Source organism: Duganella sp. GW821-FHT07G03 (genome assembly GCF_059418605.1).
Genome location: NZ_JBWKQE010000032.1, coordinates 40,899 through 63,768 on the forward strand (window position 1 = coordinate 40,899; position 22,870 = coordinate 63,768).

26 protein-coding genes are annotated in these 22,870 nt (G+C 63.6%); 8 read left to right on the forward strand and 18 right to left on the reverse strand.

Translation table 11 applies throughout. The features are described 5' to 3' along the window. The first annotated feature begins 13 nt into the window (after nt 1-13). The 4 genes from gatB to AC07OK_RS28255 all read left to right on the forward strand — a co-directional run bounded on the left by gatB (nt 14) and on the right by AC07OK_RS28255 (nt 3,230). The gene (gene gatB / locus AC07OK_RS28240; protein ID WP_494693382.1) at nt 14-1,474 is read left to right on the forward strand and encodes an Asp-tRNA(Asn)/Glu-tRNA(Gln) amidotransferase subunit GatB; all 1,461 of its coding nucleotides are present in this window, start codon (nt 14-16) and stop codon (nt 1,472-1,474) included. Between the two features lie 101 nt (nt 1,475-1,575). Then, nucleotides 1,576-1,803 carry a DUF433 domain-containing protein gene (locus AC07OK_RS28245; protein WP_494693383.1) on the forward strand — a complete coding sequence of 76 codons (228 nt, stop codon included), beginning with the start codon at nt 1,576-1,578 and terminating at the stop codon, nt 1,801-1,803. A gap of 165 nt (nt 1,804-1,968) precedes the next feature. After that, the gene (locus AC07OK_RS28250) at nt 1,969-2,433 is read left to right on the forward strand and encodes a GNAT family N-acetyltransferase (RefSeq protein ID WP_494693384.1); all 465 of its coding nucleotides are present in this window, start codon (nt 1,969-1,971) and stop codon (nt 2,431-2,433) included. Next, complete coding sequence (locus AC07OK_RS28255) at nt 2,430-3,230, forward strand: lysozyme inhibitor LprI family protein (RefSeq protein WP_494693385.1); 801 nt, start codon at nt 2,430-2,432, stop codon at nt 3,228-3,230. Before AC07OK_RS28250 ends, AC07OK_RS28255 begins: the two co-directional genes overlap by 4 nt. 9 nt (nt 3,231-3,239) lie before the next feature. Here AC07OK_RS28255 and AC07OK_RS28260 read toward each other — a convergent pair whose 3' ends face one another. The 5 genes from AC07OK_RS28260 to AC07OK_RS28280 all read right to left on the reverse strand — a co-directional run bounded on the left by AC07OK_RS28260 (nt 3,240) and on the right by AC07OK_RS28280 (nt 7,042). Further along, nucleotides 3,240-3,878, reverse strand: coding sequence for a hypothetical protein (locus tag AC07OK_RS28260; RefSeq protein WP_494693386.1), 639 nt, complete (start codon nt 3,876-3,878; stop codon nt 3,240-3,242). Continuing rightward, a complete protein-coding gene (locus tag AC07OK_RS28265; RefSeq protein WP_494693387.1) occupies nt 3,875-4,912 on the reverse strand; it encodes a 5'/3'-nucleotidase SurE in 1,038 nt (345 codons plus the stop codon). Before AC07OK_RS28265 ends, AC07OK_RS28260 begins: the two co-directional genes overlap by 4 nt. 93 nt (nt 4,913-5,005) lie before the next feature. Then, the gene (locus tag AC07OK_RS28270) at nt 5,006-5,686 is read right to left on the reverse strand and encodes a hypothetical protein (protein WP_494693388.1); all 681 of its coding nucleotides are present in this window, start codon (nt 5,684-5,686) and stop codon (nt 5,006-5,008) included. A 5-nt stretch (nt 5,687-5,691) separates the two neighbouring features. Next, the gene (locus AC07OK_RS28275) at nt 5,692-6,456 is read right to left on the reverse strand and encodes a MipA/OmpV family protein (protein ID WP_494693389.1); all 765 of its coding nucleotides are present in this window, start codon (nt 6,454-6,456) and stop codon (nt 5,692-5,694) included. A 7-nt stretch (nt 6,457-6,463) separates the two neighbouring features. Further along, nucleotides 6,464-7,042, reverse strand: a complete 579-nt coding sequence (locus tag AC07OK_RS28280) for a porin family protein (protein WP_494693390.1) — start codon at nt 7,040-7,042, stop codon at nt 6,464-6,466. A 194-nt stretch (nt 7,043-7,236) separates the two neighbouring features. Here AC07OK_RS28280 and AC07OK_RS28285 point away from each other — a divergent pair, with 194 nt between their 5' ends. Both AC07OK_RS28285 and AC07OK_RS28290 read left to right on the forward strand, forming a co-directional pair. After that, nucleotides 7,237-7,914, forward strand: coding sequence for a response regulator (locus AC07OK_RS28285; RefSeq protein WP_494693391.1), 678 nt, complete (start codon nt 7,237-7,239; stop codon nt 7,912-7,914). Continuing rightward, on the forward strand, nt 7,911-9,221 hold the full coding sequence (locus tag AC07OK_RS28290; protein WP_494693392.1) for an ATP-binding protein: 1,311 nt from the start codon (nt 7,911-7,913) through the stop codon (nt 9,219-9,221). The genes AC07OK_RS28285 and AC07OK_RS28290 overlap by 4 nt, the downstream gene beginning before the upstream one ends. A 1-nt stretch (nt 9,222) precedes the next feature. On the opposite strand, the gene AC07OK_RS28295 is transcribed toward AC07OK_RS28290, so the two are convergent. The 3 genes from AC07OK_RS28295 to pyrE form a co-directional block, all read right to left on the reverse strand. Then, a complete protein-coding gene (locus AC07OK_RS28295; RefSeq protein ID WP_494693393.1) occupies nt 9,223-10,080 on the reverse strand; it encodes an alpha/beta fold hydrolase in 858 nt (285 codons plus the stop codon). Then, complete coding sequence (locus AC07OK_RS28300; protein WP_494693394.1) at nt 10,080-10,451, reverse strand: DUF4279 domain-containing protein; 372 nt, start codon at nt 10,449-10,451, stop codon at nt 10,080-10,082. Before AC07OK_RS28300 ends, AC07OK_RS28295 begins: the two co-directional genes overlap by 1 nt. Nucleotides 10,452-10,525: 74 nt before the next feature. Next, on the reverse strand, nt 10,526-11,203 hold the full coding sequence (gene pyrE, locus AC07OK_RS28305; protein WP_494693395.1) for an orotate phosphoribosyltransferase: 678 nt from the start codon (nt 11,201-11,203) through the stop codon (nt 10,526-10,528). A gap of 76 nt (nt 11,204-11,279) precedes the next feature. On the opposite strand from pyrE, the gene AC07OK_RS28310 reads away from it, so the two are divergent. Beyond that, complete coding sequence (locus AC07OK_RS28310) at nt 11,280-12,053, forward strand: exodeoxyribonuclease III (RefSeq protein WP_494693396.1); 774 nt, start codon at nt 11,280-11,282, stop codon at nt 12,051-12,053. Nucleotides 12,054-12,129: 76 nt separating this feature from the next. Next, complete coding sequence (locus AC07OK_RS28315) at nt 12,130-12,819, forward strand: DUF433 domain-containing protein (RefSeq protein WP_494693397.1); 690 nt, start codon at nt 12,130-12,132, stop codon at nt 12,817-12,819. 86 nt (nt 12,820-12,905) lie between these two features. On the opposite strand, the gene AC07OK_RS28320 is transcribed toward AC07OK_RS28315, so the two are convergent. From AC07OK_RS28320 to gshA, 10 genes are all read right to left on the reverse strand, one after another. After that, complete coding sequence (locus AC07OK_RS28320) at nt 12,906-13,793, reverse strand: pseudouridine synthase (RefSeq protein WP_494693398.1); 888 nt, start codon at nt 13,791-13,793, stop codon at nt 12,906-12,908. After that, on the reverse strand, nt 13,793-14,683 hold the full coding sequence (locus tag AC07OK_RS28325; protein ID WP_494693399.1) for a M48 family metallopeptidase: 891 nt from the start codon (nt 14,681-14,683) through the stop codon (nt 13,793-13,795). The genes AC07OK_RS28320 and AC07OK_RS28325 overlap by 1 nt, the downstream gene beginning before the upstream one ends. Next, nucleotides 14,670-15,935: an AmpG family muropeptide MFS transporter gene (locus AC07OK_RS28330; protein WP_494693400.1), complete on the reverse strand. Its 1,266-nt coding sequence runs from the start codon at nt 15,933-15,935 to the stop codon at nt 14,670-14,672. The genes AC07OK_RS28325 and AC07OK_RS28330 overlap by 14 nt, the downstream gene beginning before the upstream one ends. Continuing rightward, nucleotides 15,935-16,546: a methionine biosynthesis protein MetW gene (gene metW, locus AC07OK_RS28335; RefSeq protein ID WP_494693401.1), complete on the reverse strand. Its 612-nt coding sequence runs from the start codon at nt 16,544-16,546 to the stop codon at nt 15,935-15,937. The genes AC07OK_RS28330 and metW overlap by 1 nt, the downstream gene beginning before the upstream one ends. Next, complete coding sequence (gene metX, locus AC07OK_RS28340; protein WP_494693402.1) at nt 16,543-17,697, reverse strand: homoserine O-succinyltransferase MetX; 1,155 nt, start codon at nt 17,695-17,697, stop codon at nt 16,543-16,545. Before metX ends, metW begins: the two co-directional genes overlap by 4 nt. Nucleotides 17,698-17,877: 180 nt before the next feature. Continuing rightward, nucleotides 17,878-19,620, reverse strand: a complete 1,743-nt coding sequence (ptsP, locus tag AC07OK_RS28345; protein WP_494693412.1) for a phosphoenolpyruvate--protein phosphotransferase — start codon at nt 19,618-19,620, stop codon at nt 17,878-17,880. Between the two features lie 44 nt (nt 19,621-19,664). After that, nucleotides 19,665-19,934, reverse strand: coding sequence for an HPr family phosphocarrier protein (locus tag AC07OK_RS28350; RefSeq protein ID WP_008444930.1), 270 nt, complete (start codon nt 19,932-19,934; stop codon nt 19,665-19,667). Between the two features lie 50 nt (nt 19,935-19,984). After that, nucleotides 19,985-20,392 (reverse strand): PTS sugar transporter subunit IIA, encoded by a 408-nt coding sequence (locus AC07OK_RS28355; protein ID WP_332854407.1) that lies wholly within the window; start codon nt 20,390-20,392, stop codon nt 19,985-19,987. A gap of 60 nt (nt 20,393-20,452) precedes the next feature. Beyond that, nucleotides 20,453-21,400: a glutathione synthase gene (gshB, locus tag AC07OK_RS28360; RefSeq protein WP_494693403.1), complete on the reverse strand. Its 948-nt coding sequence runs from the start codon at nt 21,398-21,400 to the stop codon at nt 20,453-20,455. An 85-nt stretch (nt 21,401-21,485) separates the two neighbouring features. After that, nucleotides 21,486-22,787: a glutamate--cysteine ligase gene (gene gshA, locus AC07OK_RS28365; RefSeq protein WP_116992222.1), complete on the reverse strand. Its 1,302-nt coding sequence runs from the start codon at nt 22,785-22,787 to the stop codon at nt 21,486-21,488. Nucleotides 22,788-22,870: the final 83 nt, after the last annotated feature.

The window sequence follows — 22,870 nt, forward strand, 5'->3', positions numbered from 1 at the left end:
CAGCGAGAACAATATGGAATGGGAAGTCGTCATCGGTCTTGAGAACCACGTGCAGCTCACGACCGAATCTAAAATTTTCAGCGGATCGCCGATCAAGTTCGGCGCTGAAGCCAACACCCAGGCCAGCCCGGTGGACCTGGCGCTGCCTGGCGTGCTGCCGGTGATGAACAAGCAGGCGGTGGACCGCGCGATCCGCTTCGGCCTGGCGGTCGGCGCGAAGATCGCACCGGCATCCATCTTCGCCCGCAAGAACTACTTCTATCCCGACCTGCCGAAGGGCTACCAGATCAGCCAGTTCGAAGACCCTGTGGTCATCGGCGGCTCGCTGACGTTCGGCTACGAGAAGGACGGCGAATTCGTCACCAAGACCGTCAACCTGACGCGCGCCCACCTGGAAGAAGACGCCGGCAAATCGCTGCACGAAGACTACGCCGGCATGAGCGGCATCGACTTGAACCGCGCCGGCACGCCGCTGCTGGAAATCGTCTCCGAGCCGGAAATCCGCAGCGCCGCCGAAGCGGTGGCCTACGCCAAGGCCCTGCACTCGCTGGTGATGTGGCTGGGCGTCTGCGACGGCAATATGCAGGAAGGCTCGTTCCGCTGCGACGTCAACGTCTCGGTGCGTCGTAAAGGCGATGAGAAACTCGGCACCCGCTGCGAGATCAAGAACCTGAACTCGTTCCGCTTCATCGAGGAAGCCGTGCACGTCGAAGTGCGCCGCCAGATCGAGTTGATCGAAGACGGCGGCAAGGTGGTGCAAGCGACCCGCCTGTACGATCCGGACCGCAAAGAGACGCGCGAAATGCGCAGCAAGGAAGATGCGCAGGACTACCGCTACTTCCCGGACCCGGACCTGCCGCCGCTGGTCATCTCCGACGAGTGGATCGCCAAGGTCAAGGCTTCGATGCCGGAGCTGCCGGCTGCCATGCGCGAGCGCTTCGTCAGCGAATACGCGCTGCCGGAATATGACTCGCTGGTGCTGACCGCGTCGAAGGCGATGGCGACCTACTTCGTCGCCGTGGTGGACAAGGCCGGCAAGGAAAACGCCAAGGCCGCCGCCAACTGGCTGATGGGCGACGTCGCGTCGACCCTGAACCGTGAAGGCGTGGACATCGCCGACGCACCGGTCTCGCCGGCGCAACTGGCGCTGATGCTCAAGCGTATCGCCGACGGCACCATCAACAACAAGACCGCGAAAGAACTGTTCGGCGACATGTGGGCGGCCAAGTCGGCCGACGACAAGCTGGTGGACGTGCTGATCGACACCAAGGGCCTGAAGCAGATCTCCGACACCGGCGCGCTGGAAGCGATCGTCAACGAGGTCATCGCCGCCAACGAGAAATCGGTGGAGCAGTACCGTGCGGGCAAGGAAGCGGCGATCAACTCGCTGATCGGCCAGGCGATGAAAGCCTCGCGCGGCAAAGCCAACCCGGCGCAACTGACCGAGCTGCTGAAGGCCAAGCTGGCAGGGTAGTGCCTTTGGCGATGTGTTTGCGGACGCCTCACAGTTAGCCAACTTGTGAGGCGTTTTTATTAGCATCCGAATATGCTAGACTTTGCATACAGGAGTCGGCAATGGATACCCGGTACATCAAGAGCGATCCAGAAATCATGAGCGGCGTTCCTTGCTTTCAAGGGACACGAGTTCCCGCGCAGAACCTTTTCGATTACTTGGTTGGACCTTCCTCGCTTAATGAATTCCTGGCAGATTTCCCTACCGTCTCCCGAGAAATGGCCGTGGCAGTCATAGAGGCAGCAAAAGGCCAGCTGCCGCTCCCTCGGCCTCACGCAGGCGCTAGCTAGCCTGCCACCTCTCGCGATCACTCGAATCTCTTGATCTCAGAACAGTAGCCTTAGCGATGAAACGCGAGCACTGTGAGAATGCGCGAGTATTCGCGGATCGCAAACTGCTATCCTATTTAACCTTACGACTAAAGAATCAACGCAATGACCGATACGAGAATACGCTTGGCCGTTCCTGAAGACGCACCCGCCATCGCCGCGATGGCCGTGGCGCTGACCGAAGAAATCTCCCTGCGCCTGGGCGTGAAGACCTTCAACTTGGACCCGCAGAAGACCGCCAGCTTGTGCCACGCCCTGCTGCGCGAAGAGAAATACCTCGCGCTGATCGCGATTGCGGAAGGTGAAGCGATCGGCTTCGTCGGCATCTCCGAAGGCCGCGCGCTGTACGCGGAAGGCGCGCTGGCGACCATGCAGGAATTCTTCGTCGCCCCGCCGTTCCGCGCCAACGGCGTCGGCGGCCTGTTGCTGAACGCCGCCGCCGAACTGGCGCGCAAGCGTCGCTGGAACCGGCTGGAAGTATGCACGCCGCCGCTGCCGGAATTCGACCGCAGCCTGGCGTTCTATGAGCGTCATGGCTTTGAAATCACCGGCGGCCGCAAACTCAAGCGCCTGTTTGCGGAAGCTCCATGAAAAACCTGATTGCCCTGCTGGCCCTGACGCTGTCGATGCTGGCCCACGCCACCACGATCGACTGGCCGTTGAGCTACGAGGGCAAATCGAGCAATGCCTTCATCTGGGACAAGCGCGCCAAGCCGCTGATCGAGACTCGCCTTCCCGGCAAATTTTCCAGGGAAGTGCTGACGGGACTGGGCGGCCCGCCGGAGCCGGTGTTTGTGGTCGATAAACGCTATGTCAGCATATCGGCCTGCGAGGCGCACGCCTGTCCGTTCAAAGGCTTCTTCTGGATCGACACCCAGACCGGCCAGGGCCTGGGCGCGAATATCATCGACGGCGAACTGCGCCTAGGCTCCAACAGTCTGTCCGCACAACAGATTCCAGCACCGGCACGCCGCGCGCTGATCGACTGGATGAGCGCAAACGACGTGACGCCCGTCAGCGTAGAATTCATCGACCGCGCCGGCGCCAGCGCCAGCATGGACGCCGCACAATTCAAGCCGACGGCACGCTTCGAGCCGGCGGCCGACGGTCCGTCCTACGATTGCAGGGCCGCCGCCACCAAGGTTGAAAAAACCATCTGCGCCGATGCGGCATTGGCCAAACAGGATCTGGCGCTGGCCAAGCTGGTCAAGGAACTGCGCCAAGGCCACGACACCATCGACGCCCGCAACCAGCTGCGCGACTTCCAGCGCAAATGGCTGAAAGAGCGCGACGCCACCTGCGCCACCGCCGCCGACATCAACGCCTGCCTGGGCAAGCAGTACCAAACCCAGAACGACCGGCTGATGAACTGGATACCGGCGCATTAAACGACGGGGTCAGCGATAGGCCAGCAGATCCAGCACGGCGCTGCCGTTCTCGCCGACCAGTTGCAATGCGGCGGGCGCGGTGTCGGCCGATGCCAGCGCCAGGCCTTTGTAGCTTCCTTCGACGGCACTGCCGCAACCGCTGGCGGTCAAGGTCAGCGCCGCTGCGCCGCCGTAGGTGGCGGTGAAGTCGACTTTGCCGGTCAGTTTGCAATCACTGGCGCCCGCGCTGATCGCGCCGTCGGCGGCCATCGTGAACAGCACTGGCTTGCCGCCAATGAGCACCTGGTAGCTGCCGGCCGCATTGGCGGCAGATAGCGCGTTCAGCGCCACCGCCTGCGTGCGGTCGTAGGCCAGCGTGACCATGCCGCCAGCAGCCACCGGGACGCGCCGGCCCTTGCTGCCATCGACCACGTGAATCACCATGGCGGCGCCGTCGCCGTCGGCCGACAGCAGCACGTAACCTTTGCCGTCCTTGTTGGTGTAGATGCTGGCGCCGGACACCGTGTCGCCATTGGCATAGCCTTGCAACGCGCCCTCGCCCAGCACCGGCACGCTGCTGGTCGGCGGCGGCTCGCTACTGGTCGAGCCATTGCATCCCGCCAGCCCGGCAACCACGGCCAGCAAGGCCGCCTTCATCGAGTTGTTCATTGCGCGATCCCGTTCAATTTGATCTTCATCGCGTCCTCAAAGGCGCGGCGCGCTTGCGGCACGCCTTCGACCGGAGAAATCGTCACCGCCGTTTTCGTGGCGATCACATTGTCTTCGGACGTCGCTGCGGTATCCTTGGGCAGCGTCACGCCGCTCGGCAGCACCGTGCCGCCAGTAGCCAGGCTGATACCCGGCACCGGGAAGTTGACGCCGGAGGCCACGGCCAGCGGGCTGTCAGACAGCTTCTCGTAGAACGCCGGCAGGTAGCTACTGGCCTTGCCGATGCGGGTGAAACGGTACGGCAGTGCCGCGCCGGCGCCGGCGCTGAAGTCCGGCACGTTGACGTTCAGGCCCACGCCTTCCGGCATCAGCAGTCCGCCGGCCTTGGCCTTGTTGGCGATCAGCGTGTCGACCAACTTGACGACGATGCCGGCAACTTCGTACGCGCGATGCGACGCGGGCAATGCGCCGCTCCAGGTCACCTGGGTGGTGGTGGCGTCGCTGACGGCCATTGCCGGCAAACCGCGATTGATCATGTAGACCAGGTTATTGAACGTGCCGCTGCTGGCGTTGATGGCGCCGGTGTTGTTGCCTTCGTTGGGGCCGGAGATTACCAGGTCCGGCGCACCGCCCCACTTCTTCTTGGCCAGTACATCGACGCCGTACAGGCAGGCCGCAACCGGCGTGCCGTTGACGTAGGAGACATCGGCATCGCCGGCATCGACACCGACGCCAGGAGCGCCAGCGGCCAGGCCCAGCGCCACCGCGCCGCGTTCCTTGCCGGTCAACGCGCCGATCGGGGTCAGGAAGGCGATGTAGCCACCGCGTCCCGATTGATTGTCGATCGGCGCGGCCACCGCTACGCTGTGCCCCGCGGCGACCAGCTTCGATTTCAGCGCGCGCAGGTTGGCGGCGGTGATGCCGTCGTCATTGCACAGCAGGATGTTCAGCGCGGAGGCCGGCGCGGCAGGCAAGGCAAAGACGCAGCACAAGGCGATGGCGCGCGCGGCGCTGTTGAAGCGGGAGGATGGCATGGCACTTCCTGTCGAATGAATAAGAACGCGGAAGTGTATTGACGCCGTGTGACGACAGCGTGACACGAGCGCCAGCCATGCTTATACCCGCTATCACTCGAGTAGCGCGGCTATCGCCAACGGGGTGCTGCTGGTGACGATCTGTCCCGCTTCCGGCAGCGCCGCAAAACGATAGACGAATACCCTGAAGGTTGCGATGACGTCGCCCGTGAACGCCGGTCCCTCTTTCGCGGCCAGCATGCTGACGGCGCCGCCGGCGGCATGGAACTGCACCTGCGAACTGTCATTCTTCGGATATGAGAACTGCACGCCGGCGCAGCTTTTTCCCGCGGCCTCGCCGGAGTAGCGCAGGTAGGCCAGCAACTGATCGCAGGCGGTGCGCAGATCGGCGGCAGCGTAGACGCCGTCCGGCCGCGTGACGATCGATACCCAGGGGCCGGACTTGAGCTGTCCCGCCTTGCGGTTCACTGTCAATTCCGCGTTGTCGTCATACGCCGCTTTGGAGAATGGGAACACGGCCCGTCCCAACGCATCGAGCGGCAGCGCCAGGTGCGAGGCTTTGCTGTTGAGCGTCAGCCGCAGGCCGTCCGTGGATACGCTCTTGTCGCGCGGCCGGATCCGGAAGTGATTTTGCAGGAACTGTTTGGGTTTGCCGTATTTTTCGAACCAGATCATCTCGCGATAGGCGTCCCGATACTCGATCCAGTCGGAGTCCTCCTGCGCGCTGGCGAACGCCGGCAGCAAGGCAAGACTGAGCAGGAGGAGTTTGAACATGCCGTTTAAAACCGGTAAGCCAGTCCGCTGGACCAGGTAATGAAATTGCGGCGACCAACAAAGGGAGCGTTGGCCGGTCCGCTACCCAGCAGCGTGCCGGTCAACGAGCTGTTGACCAGCCATTTGCTACTCATGGCCCAGTTCCAGTTGACGCCCGCGTTTACGGCCGTCACGCCGGCGGACGGCCGGTAGTCGCGCACGCCACCGGCGGCGGCGCTCACTTCATACTGTTCGCGCATCACCTGATCGCTGGCCAGCGAAACACCGGCCGACAACGTCACCGTGTGGTGTGGCGCCGGCGAAGGCAAGGTCTTTTGCAGGCCAAGCTGGGCACGGAAGCCGCGCGCGCTGGTGTCGTATATCAGGTTCGAGGTGATGCGGGCCTCGTCGCCGAGATAGTAGTTATAAAAACCGCCGACATCGGCCGAGCCCCGGATCGGATGCGTGCCGCGCAGCCGCCAGCTGTCGCCGGGAGCGCGCGTATTGCTGCCAACGATCAGCGGCCCATATTCCACGCCCGTCGTTTGGGACAGATGCATGCCCAGCACCCCGCTGGCCGACGCAAAAATCCCGTTACTCCACTGGACCTGGAACAGCGGTCGCAGCATCACCTGCCGCACCTCGCCCTCCTCCACCGAGGTCTTGGTGCTGAAGGCCACCCCCGCATACATATCCTTGCTCCCATCGGGCATCATCAACTCGGTGGTGTTTTCGGCCAGCGCCGGACCGCACGCGGCCAGCAGCAACAATAACGGGGATAGCTTGTTCATGTATTCCTTAAAATCCTAAGCGCACGCCCAGAGCGATACGATTCGGGTTGGCGGTGAAGCCTTCGTGTTTGAGTTTAGCGGTGCGTTCAAATTCCAGTTGCAACGCCAAGTCTTTGCTGATCAGGTAAGAAGCGCCCACGCTAAGGTACAAGCCGGTCTTGTGCTCCGACACGCCCGACGGCGCGTCCTTGCCGCTGACATCGAGCTTCAGGCGCCCCTGCGCCAGACCCGCCTTGCCGAACAAGGACCAGTCCTCGCTCAGCTTCCACGTGCCACGCGCCGCCAGATAGGCCGTGCTGACGCGCGTCTTGAGCTGGTAGCCGGGCGAGAGGTCGAAGCTGGTCGAGTTGCTGTCGATGCGATAACCGGCTTCCAGCGCCCACAACGGCGACAGCTCATATCCCGCAAACAGCCCCAATGGCGTCGCCTTCTTGACCTCACTGCGATCGGTCGTCACGCCGTTCTCGGTAAATTTGACATTGCCATTGGTCTGCGGGCTGATATTGGCACCGACATACAAGCCTTCGGCATGCGCCACCGAGCTTGCGGCAAGAACGATCAGGGCACTGCATACAATCTTTTTCATGTTCGGATTCCAGGTTGAAGTAAGAGCCTCAAATGGTAGGCACCCTTCGCCGCGCAATCCGCCTCGGTCTGTCGTTCAATTGTCCTCAATTTGTAGGCGACATTTGTATAGAAAGTGTACGAATGTGTACCCGATTGTCGAAAATGCCACTTCGGCGCCGCGCTCCACTACAATACCTGCGAAATGGAGGCGCGATGCAGCGTGTAATGCTGGTGGAAGACGATGCGCGGCTCGCCGCGCTGGTCAAGGAATACCTGGACGAATACGATTACGCAGTCGACGTGGTGACACGCGGCGACCGCGCGCTCGACCACTTCCGCGCTACCCAGCCGAACCTGGTGATACTCGACCTGACCCTGCCGGGCGTCGACGGCCTGGTGGTGTGCCGCCAGCTGCGCCAGCTGAGCGCCGTGCCGATCCTGATACTGACCGCGCGCGAAGACAGCTTCGACGAAGTCTCCGGCCTCGAACAGGGCGCCGACGACTACGTCAACAAGCCGGTGCAGCCGCGCGTGCTGCTGGCCCGCCTGCGCGCGCTGCAACGGCGCGGCAGCGGCGCCGCCAACAGCGACATCATCATCGGCCAGCTGCGCATCTCGCGCGAGAACCGCGCCGTCTACTGGCGCGGCGAGGAAGTGGCGATGAACAGCGCGGAGTTCAAGCTGTTCGTGATCCTGGCCGACGCCTCGGGCAAGGTCATGTCGCGCAACGACATCCTGGTCAAGATGCGCGGCATCGAATTCGACGGCCTCGATCGCAGCATCGACAACTGCATCTCGCGCCTGCGCCGCAAGTTCGGCGACGGCGGCGCGGAACGCATCAAGACCGTCTGGGGCGAAGGCTATCTGTTCAGCCCCTCGGCTTGGGAATGAATCGTCTCTTCTGGCGCTTCGCCCTGCTGGTGATGCTGGCCATCACGCTGGCGACCTGCGCGATCTACTTCACCTTCAGCCGCCTGTTCGGCGATCCGCTGGAGGAGATCGCGCGCCGCCAGGCGGCCGGCCAGATCTTCCTGCTGGAGCAGTACATCGACCAGGCGCCCAGCGACGAATGGCTGCCACGCCTGAACAAGGTACGCGAAGTATCCGAAGCCACGCTGGAACTGCAACCGCTGCCGGCGGCGCTGGCGGCGCTGCCCTCCTCCAAACGCGAGCAGCTGCTGCAAGGCGCGGTGGTCATCGACGTCGGCGGCAAGGCGTTCTATCGCCGCGTCGACACCACCGGCGCGCGCTACATCGGCAGCGACGACGACGTGATCCACGCCCAGCGCCTGCCGATCGACATCGGCCTGGCGCTGGGCATGGAGGCCATCCGCTTCGGCGTGATCGCGCTGTTCCTGCTGGTGCCGATAAGCTGGTGGACGCGCCGGCACTGGCGCGGTTTGCTGGCGCTGTCGAAGGTGGCCGACGATTTCGGCCGCGGCAACCTGGCGGCGCGGGCCGAGGTGCGGCCGGCGTCGAGCATCGCGCCGCTGGCCGGCCGCATCAACGACATGGCCGAGCGTATCGGCCTGTTGATGGAAGCGCACAAGAACCTGCTGCGCTCCGTGTCGCACGAGCTGCGCACGCCGATCGCGCGGCTGGAGTTCGGCCTGGAGCTGCTGCGCGAGCGCCATGCGGCCGATGACCCGGCGCTGCAAAAGCGCGTCGTGGCGATGGAGACCGATGTCGACGAATTGAAAACCCTGGTCAACGAACTGCTAGGCCTGACGCAGCTCGACCAGGCGCAATCGATGCCGCGCCAGCTGTTCGCGCTGGCGCCGCTGCTGCAAGGCTGCGCGCCGCCGCCCGGGTCGGCCACAACACCGGCGCAGCAGTTCAGCGCCAGCATCGCCGACGACCTGGGCGAGCTGCAAGGCGACGCCCGCCTGCTGGCGCGCGCCGTCAACAACCTGCTGGGTAACGCCGCCAAGTACGCGGCCTCGCGCATCGTGCTGTCGGCCGTACGCGATGGCGCCGCCGTGCGCATCACGGTGGAAGACGACGGTCCCGGCATCCCGCCCGAAGCGCGCGAGCGCGTGTTCGAACCTTTCTACCGGCTGGCCCGCGAACAGGACTACGCCGCCAGCGGCTACGGCCTCGGTCTCGCCATCACCGCCAAAGCCGTCCAGCTGCACGGCGGCGCCATCGCCATCGACGGTTCGCCGCTGGGCGGCGCCCGCATCACCATCACCTTATAGCTCAGTGCTTGGCGTCGAGCCCCATCCAGCCCAGGATGTCGGCGAAGATCTGCTCGCGATTGAGCTCATTGAAATTCTCGTGGTAGTTCTGCGGATGCCGCTGGTAGGTCAACAGCGCCGGCGGCACCGATTTCAGCATCTTCTCCGCCGCATCGGCGTCGGCCAGCTTGTCGTCGCCGGCGACGACGGCAAACAGCGGATGCGTCCAGCCAGCCATGCGCGGCGCCAGTCCTTGCTGCGCATGGGTCAACGCGTTGCCGAAACGGACCGTGATTTCGGTGGCGCGGATGCCGTCGCGCTCATCGTCGTGATGGCGGGCGGTGATGGCGCTGTCGTGGGTCAGCATGTCGGTCAGCGGCGCCAGCGGCACTTTCATGCGCGGCGCCAGCGCGCCCAGCACGCCGGCCAGCGCCAGCAGCACCGGCGACACCTTGATCGCGTTCACATAGTACGGCGACGACAGGATGAAGCCCTTGATGGCGGCATCGCCGGCGAAGTGGCCCAGGCCCAGATGGGTGGCGATCAGCGCGCCCATCGAATGGCCCATCACATAGATCGGCAGGCCCGGATACTGCTGCTTGACCCACTGCAGGAAGGCCACGCTATCGTCCAGGAAGACGCCAAAGCCGGGAATGTCGACCCGGCGCGCATCCTGGTGGCCGCACAAGTCGTAGGCCACGGTGGCGATGCCGTGCTGGCGGAAGTACAGCGCCGGCGTGACGTAGTCGCCGGCGTGCGCCATGCCGCCGTGGATGGCCAGGATCACCGCGCGCGGCGCGGCCGGTTCCCAGATGTGGACGCGGCGCTCGGCCTGCGGACCGGCGCGGAAGCTGGCCAGGCGGTCTTCGGAAAACCGCATCAGGCCGTGATGCTCAGGTTGATGCCCATGTCGACCAGCAGCTTCAGGTCGGCCAGCGTGAAGTCCAGGCTGGGGGTCGCTTCGCCGCGCTCGGTGGTGAAGGAGATGCGCAGCTCGGCCGCCACATCGGACCGCTCGAAATGGATGCCGCGCGCCTGGCACTCGGCCAAGTAGTGGCGGATCTGCTTGAGCAGCTGGTCCGGGTTCATGTCGGTGCCGACGGCCACGTAGAAACCCGAATCGAGGCGTACCCGGCCGTCGGGCTTGACGTCGCCCTTTTCCCAGTCGCTGTCCGGCTCGGTCGGCAATCCGTCGCGGATGTCGTACAGGCCGTCGTCGTCGCCGTGCACCTTCAGTGTTGCGATGTTCATGGGTTTGCCCCTTGTCTCCGGTATACCGAATGAGGTTACATCAAAGAAATTTCAAAGTCTAGCAATATGGCTAGTTAGGCAATGCCGTAGCGGCTGCGGTAGGCTGCCACGGCGTCCTTGTATTGCAACAGTTGCGGGTCCGCGCCGGCGCCGTTCAGGTAGCTGAACAGGTCGTCCAGGTTGCCGATCGAAATGACCGGGATGTTGTAGGCCTTGGCCACTTCCTGCACCGCCGAGCTGGGCGACAGCTGGTCGTCCTTGCCCGAGCGCTCCATGCGGTCCAGCGCGATCAGCACGGCGCACGGTTCGGCGCCGGCGGCACGTATCATGTCCACCGATTCGCGCACCGAGGTGCCGGCCGAGATCACGTCGTCGATGATGACGACCTTGCCTTGCAGCTTGGCGCCGACGATGGTGCCGCCTTCGCCGTGGTCCTTGGCTTCCTTGCGGTTGAAGGCGAACGAGGTGTTGCGGCCCTTGCCGGCCAGCGCCACCGCCGTGGCCGAGGCCAGGGTGATGCCCTTGTAGGCCGGGCCGAACAGCATGTCGAACTCGACGCCGGAGTCCAGCAGCGTTTGCGCGTAGAACTGGGCCAGCTGGGCCAGGGTCGCGCCGTCATGGAACAGGCCGGCATTGAAGAAGTACGGCGACTGGCGCCCGGCCTTGGTGGTGAAGTCGCCGAAGCGCAACACGCCGGTCTGGACCGAAAATTCGATAAATTGCTGGCGCAGGGGGTTCAGTGGGTTCGTCATACTGCCTCATTTCTGTAAAGTGCCTGTATTTTAACGCTACACTAGCGCATTCCAAAATTTACGCATCGAATCGACCATGCCAAAAATCATCTCTGCCAATCTGAACGGCATCCGTTCCGCCAACACCAAGGGCTTTTTCAAATGGATGGCCCTGCAGGACGCCGATTTCGTCTGTGTCCAGGAATTGAAGGCGCAGGCGCCGGACATGACGCCGGAATTCCTCAATCCGGGCGGCTACCACGGCCACTTCCACTATGCCGAGAAAAAAGGCTATTCCGGCACCGGCGTCTACAGCAAGATCGAGCCGGACCGCGTGGTGATCGGCTTCGGCTCGCCGGAGTTCGACGCCGAGGGCCGCTACGTGCGTTGCGATTTCGGCAACCTGACGGTGATTTCGGTGTATTGCCCGTCCGGTTCGTCCGGTCCGGAGCGCCAGGAAGCCAAGTTCCGCTTCATGGACCTGTTCCTGCCGCACCTGCAAGCCTTGCACGCCGAGGGGCGCGAAGTGGTCATCTGCGGCGACTGGAACATCGCCCACAAGGAAATCGACCTGAAGAACTGGAAGGGCAACAAGAAGAATTCCGGCTTCCTGCCGGAGGAGCGCGAATGGATGACGCGCATCTTCGACGAAGTCGGTTATGTTGATGTGCACCGCGGCCTCGATCCGCGCGAAGAGCAATACACGTGGTGGAGCAACCGCGGCCAGGCCTACGCCAAGAACGTCGGCTGGCGCATCGACTACCACGTCGCCACCCCGGGCATCGCCGCCAAGGCCACCACGGTAGCGATCTACAAGGAAGAGAAGTTCTCCGACCACGCGCCGTTGACGATCGAATACGCGGGCATTTAAGCCCTCGCCTCCTTCGCATTAATCATTGATCAAGAACCGGCGATCTGGTAACTTGGAATGAGGGAGACGCCACAAAATGGACCTCATCGGAACAGGTTTTTATCCACTGAGCCAAGCCGCAAGGCTGGTTGGCGTGGAGCCACGCGCGCTGCGCCGATGGCTGCTCGGCTACTCGCGAAAATACCACGGCGAACACGTTCGTTCGGAACCGCTCTGGACCACACAACTTAAGGATGAGGGGCTGCCCGGAGACATCATTGGCTTCCGGGATTTGCTTGAAGCACGCATGGTGACCGCATTTGTCCGCCATGGTGTTGACCTCAAAGTTATCCGCGCAACGATTGAGTCGGCGACGCAGCATTTCGGCATTGCCTATCCGTTGACGCAACAACAGTTCCTCACGGATGGGAAACGCATATTTTTGGAAGCCATCGAGCAGGCCACCGGCGAACCAAAAATGATTGACGTGGTTCGAAAACAGTTCGTTTTTTCCGACATCATCAAACCTTCCCTATACGCAGGCATTGAGTACGGCGACAAGGGCGCGGTACGCTGGTTCCCATTCGGCAAACGGAGAACAATAGTCCTGGACCCTGCCTTGCAGTTCGGTACGCCGGTCGTTACCCAAACCGGCATCCCTACAGACACCATTTATGCGTCCTACCTTGCAGAAGGTCGCGACAAGGGGATGGTAGCCCGCGTATTCGACATTACGTCCAAGATGGTCAGCGACGCAGTGGAATTCGAAGAGAGACTTGCGGCTTGAAGTTCTTCTTTGATAGGGGCGGCGCGTACCGAGACCCTTGGCAGCACTTCCCTGCAACCAAACTACAGGCGATCGCATTCTAGCGACTACAAACTGCGGCGGCTGCTGAATTCGCGGCGCTCGCCGCTCAGCGGGTCGGTGAAGGCGATGCGGCGCGCCAGCAGCTTCAGCGGCTGCGAGACGTCGTCCTGCTTGCACGGCAAGGCCACCGGGTAGAAGGCGTCGTTGATGATGGGGATGCCCAGCGACGACAGGTGCACGCGCAGCTGGTGCTTGCGGCCGGTGTGCGGATGCAGCCGGTACAAGGTGCAGTCGGCGCGGTGCTCGATGACGTCGATCAGCGTTTCCGAATTCGGCTCGCCCGCCTCCTCCTTCATGATGAAGAATTTGTCGCCGTCGACCATGCGGCTGCGGTAGGTAAAGGGGAACTCGCGTCCGTGCAGGCGCGGCGCCAGCGCCTCGTACTCCTTCTCGATCACCCGCTTCTGGAACATCGACTGGTAGGCGCCCCGGCTATCCTGGCGGCGCGAGAAGATCACCACGCCGGCCGTCTCGCGGTCGAGCCGGTGGATCGGCGTCAAATCCTGCTCGCCCAGCTTTTTCTTCAGCCGCACCAGCAGCGTCTCGTGCAGGAAGCGCCCGGTCGGTATCATCGGCAGGAAGTGCGGCTTGTCGACCACCACCAGATGCTCGTCCATGAACAGCACTTCCTCCTCGAATGGAATCGGCGTCTCGGCGTCCAGCTCGCGGTAGTAGAAGATGCGCATGCCGCGCCGGTAGGCGCTGTGCGGCGCCAACTGGTTGCCGTCGCCGTCCACCACTTCACGACGTGCCATGCGGTCGCGCCACGACGCTTCCGTCACGTCGGGATAGCGCGCGATCAAAAAGGTCAGCAGATCCGGCCACCGCCCTTCCGGCAGCCACAGATAGCTGGGCGCGACACCATCGCGCATCGGCAGCGGTGCGCGCGACATTATGACCGCGGCAGCGCCAGCGAGTGATACGGCGGCAGCGCGTCAGGATTCAGTCCCTTGGCGCGCGCGTACACCGGCAGCACCAGGTACATATTCTTGTTCATGTCCTCGATGCGCTTGCTGCCGCTCGGGTGGGTCGACAGGAAGGGCAAGGGCTGGCTCTTGTTCACCGCGCTCATCTTCTGCCACAGCGCGATGCCGGCGCGCGGATCGTAGCCGGCGCGCGCCGCCAGGTCCAGGCCGACCAGGTCGGCCTCGCTCTCGTCGCCGCGCGAGAAACTCAGCGCGGCGCCCTGCGCCACCATGCCGGCCGCAGCATCGCCCAGGCGCGGGTCGACGCCGAAGTAGGCCGAGCCCACCGCGCCAAGTATGCGCGTACCGACCGAGGTGATGGTGTTCTTGCCGGCCTGCTCGCGCGCGTGCTCGCGCAGCGCGTGGGCGATCTCGTGGCCCATGACCATCGCCACCTCGTCGTCGGTCAGGTTCAACTTGGTCAGGATGCCGCTGTAGAAGGCGATGCGGCCGCCCGGCATGCAGAAGGCGTTCACCGTCGCCGAGTTAAGCAGGTTGACTTCCCACTTCCAGTTGGCGGAGTCGGGGTTCCAGCGCGCGGTGAACGGGATCAGGCGCTTGGCGATGGCGCGCAGCCGTATCAGTTGCGGATTGCGCTCGGTGGCGACGGCGTCCTTCTGGTGGGCCTGGGCCAGCATCTGGTCGTATTGCAGCTTGGACTGCTGGTCGAACTGGCGGGCGTCGCCGCCCAGGCCGCGCAGGCGCGACATGCTGCTGACGGGGATGCCGTCGTCCTGGCCGCCGGCGGCCACGGGGGCGACGGCGCCGGCGCAGCAGACCAGCGCCAGCAAGGCGGCGTTTAATTTAAGCTTGTTCATTCCTGGTATTCCATGGGGCGATTTTAGGCAGCATCATCATGGCAGGAAACGCCAGGATGAAGCACACGATAAAGAACCAGAACCAGCCGGTTTCCGCCACTATATACCCGACCGAGGAATTGATGAACGTGCGCGGCACCGCGGCCAGGCTGGAAAACAAGGCGTACTGGGTAGCCGTGTAGCGCGGATCGGTGGCGCGCGACATGAACGCCACCAGCGCCGCCGCCCCCAGCCCCAGGCTGGCGAAGGCTTCGAAGCCGAACACGGCGCTCAGCAACAGCGGATCGGGCCCGGTCTTGGCCAGCCAGGCGAAGCCCAGGATGGCGATCGCCTGCAACACGCCGAACACCCACAAGGCGCGGTTGATGCCCAGCTTGATCATCCAGATGCCGCCGACGGCGCCGCCGGCCAGCGCCGCCCACCAGCCGGTGGCGTTGGCCGCCAGGCCGATCTGCTTGGTGGTGAAGCCGATATCGAGGAAGAACTTGGTCGACAGCGCGGTGGCCATGCTGTCGCCGATTTTATACAGCAGCACGAAGCCGATGATCAGCAAGGCCTGGTTCCAGCCGTCGCGCCGCACGAACTCGCGGAACGGCAGCACCACCGCCTCCTGCAGGTTCTTCGGCGGCGCGCCATACACGGCGGGCTCCTTGGCCAGCAAGGTGCAGACAAAACCCGGCAGCATGAAGGCGGCGACGATCCAGAACACGGCCTGCCACGACATGCTGTCAGCCAGCACCAGCCCCAGCGCGCTGGGAATCAGGCTGGCGGCCTTGTAGGCGTTGACGATGATGGCCGCGCCCAGGCCCTGCTCGTTCTCGGCCAGGATCTCGCGGCGGTAGGCGTCGATCACCACGTCCTGGCTGGCCGACAGGAAGGCGATCAGGAACACGCAACCGGCGATCATGGTCAATTCCAGCTTCGGGTCCAGCATACCGAGGCCGCCGATCACCAGGAACAGCGACAACTGCGTCAGCGCCATCCAGCCGCGCCGCCGGCCCAGCGAGCCGATGGCGTAGCGGTCCATCAGCGGCGCCCACAGGAACTTGAAGGTGTACGGGAAGGTCACCAGCGCGAACAGGCCCAGCGCCTTCACGTCCAGTCCGGACTTGGCCAGCCACGCCTGCATCAGGTAGATCAGCGTGTACAGCGGCAGGCCGGAGCTGAAGCCCAGGAACAGGATGGAGACGGTGCGGCCGTTCAGGTAGGTGCGCCAGCCGGGCGCGCTCGTTGGCTGTTCCTGGATCGTCATCAGTGGCTAACCTTTTTACGCAAGCGGAACACGGCAAGGTCGCCGCGCAGGTTGGGCAGGAACGAGACGCGGTGGCCGTCGGCCAGCGCCACGCATTCGATCACTTCCAGGCCGCATTCTTCGGCCAGGTCGCGGAAATCGGTGATGGTGGCGCAGCGCATGTTCGGCGTGTCGTACCACTCGTAGGGCAGCGATTCCGACACCGGCATGCGGCCCTTCAGCAAGGCCACGCGGTGCGGCCAGTAGGCGAAGTTGGGGAAGGAGACGATCGCCTCCTTGCCGACGCGGACGATGTCGCGCAACAGCGGCTCTACATGCTTCATCATCTGCAGCGACGACAGGCACAGCACCGTGTCGAAGCTGTTGTCGCCGAACAGGGCCAGGCCGTTCTCCATGTCCTGCTGGATCACGCGCACGCCGCGCCTGGTGGAGTCGAGCACCTTGTCGTCGGCGATCTCGATGCCGTAGCCGCTGCACCGCTTGTCGCTTTGCAGGTAGTCCATCATCACGCCGTCGCCGCAGCCGACATCGAGCACATGTGCGTTCTCCGGCACCCAGTGGGCGATGAAGGCCAGGTCCGGCCGGGCGCTGCTTAATTCGTTGAAGTTCATGCTGCCACTTTCTTGTTAATGTCGTTCCACACCTGATCGTAGTAGGCGCGCACCAGGTTCATGTAGCGCGGGTCTTCCAGCAGGAAGGCGTCGTGGCCGTGCGGCGCGTCGATTTCCGCGTAGGTGACCTGGCGGCGATTGCAGATCAGCGCCTTGACGATTTCCTGGCTGCGCTCCGGCGAGAAACGCCAGTCCGTGGTGAAGGAGGCCAGGAAGAACTTGGCCTTGGTTCCCGCCAGCGTCTTGGCCAGGTCGCCACCGTGCGCGCGCGCCGGGTCGAAATAGTCGAGTGCCTTGGTGATCAGCAGGTAGGTGTTGGCGTCGAAGTATTCGCTGAACTTGTCGCCCTGGTAGCGCAGGTAGGATTCGATTTCGAAGTCGACGCCGAAGCCGAACTTGTAGTCGCCCGCCTCCGCAGCGTCCCTCAGCTTGCGGCCGAACTTCTCGGCCATGTCGTCGTCGGACAGATAGGTGATGTGGCCGACCATGCGCGCCACGCGCAGGCCGTTCTTCGGTACCACGCCGTGTTCGTAGAAGTCGCCGCCGCGATAGTCGGGATCGGACAGGATGGCCTGGCGGGCGACGTCGTTGAAGGCGATGTTCTGCGCCGACAGCTTGGCGGTCGAGGCGATCACCACGCAGTGGCGCAAACGGTCCGGGTACATGATGGACCAGGCCAGCGCCTGCATGCCGCCCAGCGATCCGCCCATGACGGCGGCGAACTGCGTGATGCCCAGTTGATCGGCCAGGCGCGCCTGGGCGTGGACCCAGTCCTCCACCGTGACCACCGGGAAGGCCGCGCCATACGGCTTGCCGGTGGCGGGATTGACGTGCATAGGCCCGGTCGAGCCGAAGCAGGAGCCGAGGTTGTTGATGCCGATGACGAAGAAGTGGTCGGTGTCGAGCGGCTTGCCGGGACCGACCATATTGTCCCACCAGCCCAGGCTTTTCGGTTGGCCTTCGTATTCGCCGGCCACGTGGTGCGAGGCGTTGAGCGCGTGGCAGACCAGCACCGCGTTCGATTTGTCGGCATTCAGGGTGCCGTAGGTTTCATACATCAACATGTAGTCGTGCAGCGACGCGCCGCTTTGCAGCGGCAGCGGCTGCGCAAAATGCATGGTTTGCGGAGTAACGTATCCTAAGGATGGCATGTGGTTTAATTTTTATAGGGGTCGGCCCCGCGGGCCATCTATCAAGGTGGGACCGCGAGGATGGGTCCCACCACTTAGAGGGTGCTACAAAATGCTCACAGCTAGGCATGGCGACGAAGACAGTACGTTAGTACGGCGAGGAGCCATAACGACGCTGTGGGCATTTTGTAGCACCCTCGGCTACAACAACTGCAATTGTTCGACCGCGTCTGCAATCACGTTGGGTTCCATCGAGCGCATGATCTTGCGGGTTTGCGGCATCAGCCGCGCAAGGTCGCTGTTCAGGATTTCCTGCTTGACCGACAGCAGCTGCGCCGGATGCATCGAGAATTCGCGCAAGCCCATGCCCAGCAGCAGGCGCGTGAGCTTGATGTCGCCCGCCATCTCGCCGCACACGGCCACGTCGATCCCGGCTTTATGCCCGGCCGCAATCGTCATCGAGATCAATTGCAGCACCGCCGGATGCAGCGGATTGTAAAGGTGCGCGACCTCATAATCAACCCGGTCGATCGCCAGCGTGTACTGGATCAGGTCATTGGTGCCGATCGACAGGAAGTCCATGCGCTTGACGAACATCGGCAGCGCCAGCGCGGCGGCCGGGATTTCGATCATGGCGCCGACGTCGACGTCGTCGTCGAACTTGATGTTCTGTTCGCGCAGCTCGGCCTTGGCCTGGGCGATCATCGCCAGCGACTGGTCGATCTCGAAGGCGTGCGCCAGCATCGGGATCAGGATGCGCACCTTGCCGAACGCCGACGCGCGCAGGATGGCGCGCAGCTGCGTCAGGAAGATCTGCGGCTCGGCCAGGCAGTAGCGGATCGCCCGCAGGCCCAGCGCCGGATTGAGCGCCGTGTGTTCGGTCTGGTCGAGCGGCTTGTCGGCGCCGATGTCGAGCGTGCGGATGGTGACCGGCCGGCCCTTCATCGCCACCACGGCCCTCTTGTACTGTTCGAACTGCTCGTCCTCGGACGGGATGCGGCTGTTGCGGCCCATGAACAGGAACTCGGAGCGGAACAGGCCGACGCCGTTGGCGCCCGCCTCCATCGCCGAGACGCAGTCGTCCGGCAGCTCGATGTTCGCCATCAGCATGATCTCGACGCCGTCCCTGGTGATGGCGGGCGTCTTCTTCAGTTTATTGAGCTTTTTGCGCGCGCGGGCGGCGGCGCCCTGGCGTTCGCGGTACTGCTCCAGCACCAGCGCGCTCGGATTGGCGATCACCACGCCGGCGTCGCCGTCGATGATCAGCCAGTCGTCCTGTTCGATCAGGGTCGAGGCGCCGGACATGCCGACCGCCGCCGGGATGTCCAGGCTGCGGGCGACGATGGCCGTGTGCGAGTTCTGGCCGCCGACGTCGGTGACGAAGCCGATGAAGGAGCGGTCGCGGAATTGCAGCATGTCGGCCGGCGAGATGTCGTGGGCGACGATGATCATCTGCGCCTGGAAGCCGTCCTCGCCGGTCGTGGCGGGCAGGATCTGGGCGGTGCCCATCAACACCTTCAGCACGCGCTCGGCGACCTGCTGGATGTCGGCCTTGCGCTCGCGCAGGTAGGGGTCTTCGATTTCGTCGAACTGCGCCGACAGCTCGTCGATCTGGGTCAGCAGCGCCCACTCGGCGTTGTAGTGGCGGGTGCGGATGATGTCCAACGGCGCCTCCGAGATCATCGGGTCGGACAGGATCAGCGCGTGGACGTCGATGAAGGCGCCCAGTTCGGTCGGCGCATCCTTCGGCAGTTCGTTCCACAGCGTCTGCAGTTCCTTGTGCACCTGCAGCAGCGCCTGCTGCAGGCGCGACACTTCGGCTTCCAGATGCTCTTCCGCCACCAGGTAGTGCTTGACGTCCAGCGCCGCCGGCGCCAGCTTGTGGGCGCGGCCGATGGCGATGCCGCGCGACACCGGGATGCCATGCAGCGTGAAGGAAGCCATGGCCGGGCCGGTGGGGGTGCGGGGACGGCTGCGTTCCGCGGGCATTACTCGCCTTCGCCGAACTTGTCGTTGACCAGCGCCGTCAGCGCGGCGATGCAATCGCCCTCATCGGCGCCGTCGGCTTCCAGCGTGACCTTGGCGCCCTTGCCGGCGGCCAGCATCATCACGCCCATGATGGACTTGGCGTTGATGCGGCGCGCGTTGCGGGTCAGCCAGACGTCGCTTTGAAATTTTGCTGCCAGTTGGGTGAATTTGGCGGAGGCACGCGCATGCAAACCAAGCTTGTTGATAATCTCAAGTTCTTGTTGAATCATTTTTCTTTTGTCTCAATCAGAAATGCGCACTGCAAAAAATAATTCCGGAGTCAGGATTGCCCGACCCGGATTCGGTTGTCGACGCGCACTGCCCCACTCTGCGCGCCGGCGAGAGCCATTTCCACCACCACGTCCAGCGCGTCGCGGCGGTAGGTGATGGCGCGCAGCAGCATCGGCAAACTGATGCCCGCGATCACCTCCACCCGGCCGGCATCCGCCAGGCGGTTGCAGCAGTTGGCGGGCGTGCCGCCTTTGACGTCGGTGATGACCAGCACCCCGTCGCCGTCGTCGAGACGCTTGATCGCCGCCGCCGCCAGTGCCTGGACTTCGCCGAGGTCCTGGTCGGCGATCACGTCGATCGCCTCCAGCCGCTCGGTGGGACCACGGAACACATGGGCGCAGGCGGCAATGAAGGCCTGTCCCAGTGGTGCGTGCGTCATAAGCAGTATGCCAACCATATTCTTAAACCGCCAGTGAGCGCGGACGTTTTTTGACGTCCCGCGCGTATTAATTGTTAGTTATTTAGCCTGCACGGCCGCTTCGACGGCGTCGACGAACATCGCCGCCACCTGGAAACCCGTTTGCTGGGTGATTTCCTGGAAGCAGGTTGGGCTGGTGACGTTTACTTCCGTCAGGCAATCGCCAATAACATCTAATCCTACCAGCAACAGGCCACGGGCGGCCAGTATCGGGCCCAGGGTATTGGCAATTTCATAATCGCGCTCGGTCAGCGGCTGGGCCACGCCGACGCCGCCGGCCGCCAGGTTGCCGCGCACTTCGCCGTTCTGCGGGATGCGCGCCAGCGCGAACGGCACCGGCTTGCCGGCGATCACCAGGATGCGCTTGTCGCCCTTGACGATCTCGGGGATATAGCGCTGCACCATGATGGTGCGGGCGCCGTTGTCGGTCAGCGTTTCGATGATGGCGCCCAGGTTCATGCCGTCGGCCGCCACGCGGAACACGCCGGCGCCGCCCATGCCGTCGAGCGGCTTGAGGATGATGTCGCCGTGGTGCTTCTGGAAGGCGCGGATGCGCGCTTCGTCGGCCGTCACCAGGGTCGGCGAGGTGAACTGGCTGAACTGGGCGATGGCCAGCTTTTCGTTGTGGTCGCGGATCGCGGACGGCTTGTTGAACACCTTGGCGCCCTGCTTCTCGGCCAGCTCCAGCAGGTAGGTGCCGTAGATGTACTCCATGTCGAACGGAGGATCTTTGCGCTGGATGATGGCGTCGAAGTCGCCCAGATTGGTTTCGTGGGCGGGCGCCGCGCGGTACCAGTCGTGGCTGTCGCCGGTGAGGGTGATCGCGGCCGCGTTGGCATAGACCACGCCGCTGTCCAGCGCCATGTCTTTTTGCTCGAAGGCGTAGACGGCGTGGCCGCGCTTGGCCGCTTCCACCATCATGGCGTAGGTCGAATCCTTGTAGGTTTTGAAGCTGGCCAAGGGATCGGCGAGGAAAGCTATTTTCATGGGCGCATCCATTCTGGGTAATGCCTGATTTTAGCCGAGATTCGCCTGCCGCACCGGGGAGCGGAGCAGTCCGCTCCCCGGTGGCTTAATAGACTTCCGGATTGGGATCGGTGCGTTCCATTTCCAGCGACGCCGCCAGCAAGGCCAGCCGCGCCACCACGCCGTAGACGTAGAAACGGTTCGGCGCCGCCGTGCCCGGCTTGGCCTTCAGGTCCGGCACCGCGTGCTGCTGGGCGAACGCCAGCGGCACGTACTGCGAACCGGGCGCGTTGAGGTTCTGGTCGATGCCCTTTTCCGCATGCACGCGGTAGAAACCGCCCACCACGTAACGGTCGATCATGTAGACCACCGGTTCGGCCACCGCATCCTTGATGCTCTCGAAGGTCGGCACGCCTTCCTGGATGATGAAGTCGGTCACTTCCTTGCCATCCTTGATGACGATCATCTTGTCGCGCTGGGCCTGGCTCAAGTCCTTGATTTCGCTGGAATCCTTGATCGTCAGGATGCTGGTGCCGTAGGTTCCGGCGTCCGGCTTGACGATCACGAACGGCTTCTGGTCCTTGATGCCGTATTCCTTGTACTTCTTCTTGATCTTGGACAGCAGCGCGTCGATATTCGCGGCCAGGCAGTCGTAGCCCTCGCCGGTGCGGAAATTGACGGCGTCGCACTTGGCGTGGAAGGGGTTGAGCATCCACGGATCGACGCCGATCAGCTTGCCGAACTTCTTGACCACCTCGTCGTAGGCGTTCATGTGGTTGCCCTTGCGGCGCACGGCCCAGCCGGCGTGCAGCGGTGGCAGCAGGCTTTGCTCGTGGATGTTCTGCAAAATGTCAGGAATGCCGGCCGACAGGTCGTTGTTGAGCAAGATCGTGCAGGGATCGAAATCCTTCAGGCCGACGCGGCGGCCGTTGGCCGAACGCACCAGCGGCTCGACCACCAGCATATTGCCGTCCGGCAGGGCCAGCGGGGTCGGCTGGGTGATCTCCGGCGACAGCGAGCCCAGCCGCACGTGCAGGCCGGTCTGGCGGAAGATCTGCATCAGCCGCGCGACGTTCTGCCAGTAGGTCGGATGGCGCTGGGTCACTTCCGGGATCAGCAGCAGGTTGCGGGCATCCGGGCAATATTTGTCGATCGCGGCCATGGCGGCCTGCACCGACAGCGGCAGCATTTCCGTGGCCAGGTGGTTGAAGCCGCCGGGGAACAGATTGGTGTCGACCGGCGCCAGCTTGTAGCCGGCATTGCGCATATCGACCGAGCAATAGAACGGCGGCGTATGCTCCTGCCACTCCAGGCGGAACCAGCGCTCAATGGCTGGCGTTGCCGCCAGGATCTTTTCTTCGAGGTCGAGCAGCGGTCCGGTCAGGGCCGTGACAAGATGGGGAACCATGATTACTTCCTTAAATGATGCGGGAGGACGACCCTCCAGGCACGCAGAACATCAGATATTACCGTGCAGATACCCCAAATCGG

Bases quoted from the DNA above. Each gene is read 5' to 3' on its own strand.
- gatB (WP_494693382.1), top strand. From the start codon at position 14: ATGGAATGGGAAGTCGTCATCGGTCTTGAGAACCACGTGCAGCTCACG.
- AC07OK_RS28245 (WP_494693383.1), top strand. From the start codon at position 1,576: ATGGATACCCGGTACATCAAGAGCGATCCAGAAATCATGAGCGGCGTT.
- AC07OK_RS28255 (WP_494693385.1), top strand. From the start codon at position 2,430: ATGAAAAACCTGATTGCCCTGCTGGCCCTGACGCTGTCGATGCTGGCC.
- AC07OK_RS28260 (WP_494693386.1), bottom strand. From the start codon at position 3,878: ATGAACAACTCGATGAAGGCGGCCTTGCTGGCCGTGGTTGCCGGGCTG.
- AC07OK_RS28265 (WP_494693387.1), bottom strand. From the start codon at position 4,912: ATGCCATCCTCCCGCTTCAACAGCGCCGCGCGCGCCATCGCCTTGTGC.
- AC07OK_RS28270 (WP_494693388.1), bottom strand. From the start codon at position 5,686: ATGTTCAAACTCCTCCTGCTCAGTCTTGCCTTGCTGCCGGCGTTCGCC.
- AC07OK_RS28275 (WP_494693389.1), bottom strand. From the start codon at position 6,456: ATGAACAAGCTATCCCCGTTATTGTTGCTGCTGGCCGCGTGCGGTCCG.
- AC07OK_RS28280 (WP_494693390.1), bottom strand. From the start codon at position 7,042: ATGAAAAAGATTGTATGCAGTGCCCTGATCGTTCTTGCCGCAAGCTCG.
- AC07OK_RS28285 (WP_494693391.1), top strand. From the start codon at position 7,237: ATGCAGCGTGTAATGCTGGTGGAAGACGATGCGCGGCTCGCCGCGCTG.
- AC07OK_RS28290 (WP_494693392.1), top strand. From the start codon at position 7,911: ATGAATCGTCTCTTCTGGCGCTTCGCCCTGCTGGTGATGCTGGCCATC.
- AC07OK_RS28295 (WP_494693393.1), bottom strand. From the start codon at position 10,080: ATGCGGTTTTCCGAAGACCGCCTGGCCAGCTTCCGCGCCGGTCCGCAG.
- AC07OK_RS28300 (WP_494693394.1), bottom strand. From the start codon at position 10,451: ATGAACATCGCAACACTGAAGGTGCACGGCGACGACGACGGCCTGTAC.
- pyrE (WP_494693395.1), bottom strand. From the start codon at position 11,203: ATGACGAACCCACTGAACCCCCTGCGCCAGCAATTTATCGAATTTTCG.
- AC07OK_RS28310 (WP_494693396.1), top strand. From the start codon at position 11,280: ATGCCAAAAATCATCTCTGCCAATCTGAACGGCATCCGTTCCGCCAAC.
- AC07OK_RS28315 (WP_494693397.1), top strand. From the start codon at position 12,130: ATGGACCTCATCGGAACAGGTTTTTATCCACTGAGCCAAGCCGCAAGG.
- AC07OK_RS28320 (WP_494693398.1), bottom strand. From the start codon at position 13,793: ATGTCGCGCGCACCGCTGCCGATGCGCGATGGTGTCGCGCCCAGCTAT.
- AC07OK_RS28325 (WP_494693399.1), bottom strand. From the start codon at position 14,683: ATGAACAAGCTTAAATTAAACGCCGCCTTGCTGGCGCTGGTCTGCTGC.
- AC07OK_RS28330 (WP_494693400.1), bottom strand. From the start codon at position 15,935: ATGACGATCCAGGAACAGCCAACGAGCGCGCCCGGCTGGCGCACCTAC.
- metW (WP_494693401.1), bottom strand. From the start codon at position 16,546: ATGAACTTCAACGAATTAAGCAGCGCCCGGCCGGACCTGGCCTTCATC.
- metX (WP_494693402.1), bottom strand. From the start codon at position 17,697: ATGCCATCCTTAGGATACGTTACTCCGCAAACCATGCATTTTGCGCAG.
- ptsP (WP_494693412.1), bottom strand. From the start codon at position 19,620: ATGGCTTCCTTCACGCTGCATGGCATCCCGGTGTCGCGCGGCATCGCC.
- AC07OK_RS28350 (WP_008444930.1), bottom strand. From the start codon at position 19,934: ATGATTCAACAAGAACTTGAGATTATCAACAAGCTTGGTTTGCATGCG.
- AC07OK_RS28355 (WP_332854407.1), bottom strand. From the start codon at position 20,392: ATGGTTGGCATACTGCTTATGACGCACGCACCACTGGGACAGGCCTTC.
- gshB (WP_494693403.1), bottom strand. From the start codon at position 21,400: ATGAAAATAGCTTTCCTCGCCGATCCCTTGGCCAGCTTCAAAACCTAC.
- gshA (WP_116992222.1), bottom strand. From the start codon at position 22,787: ATGGTTCCCCATCTTGTCACGGCCCTGACCGGACCGCTGCTCGACCTC.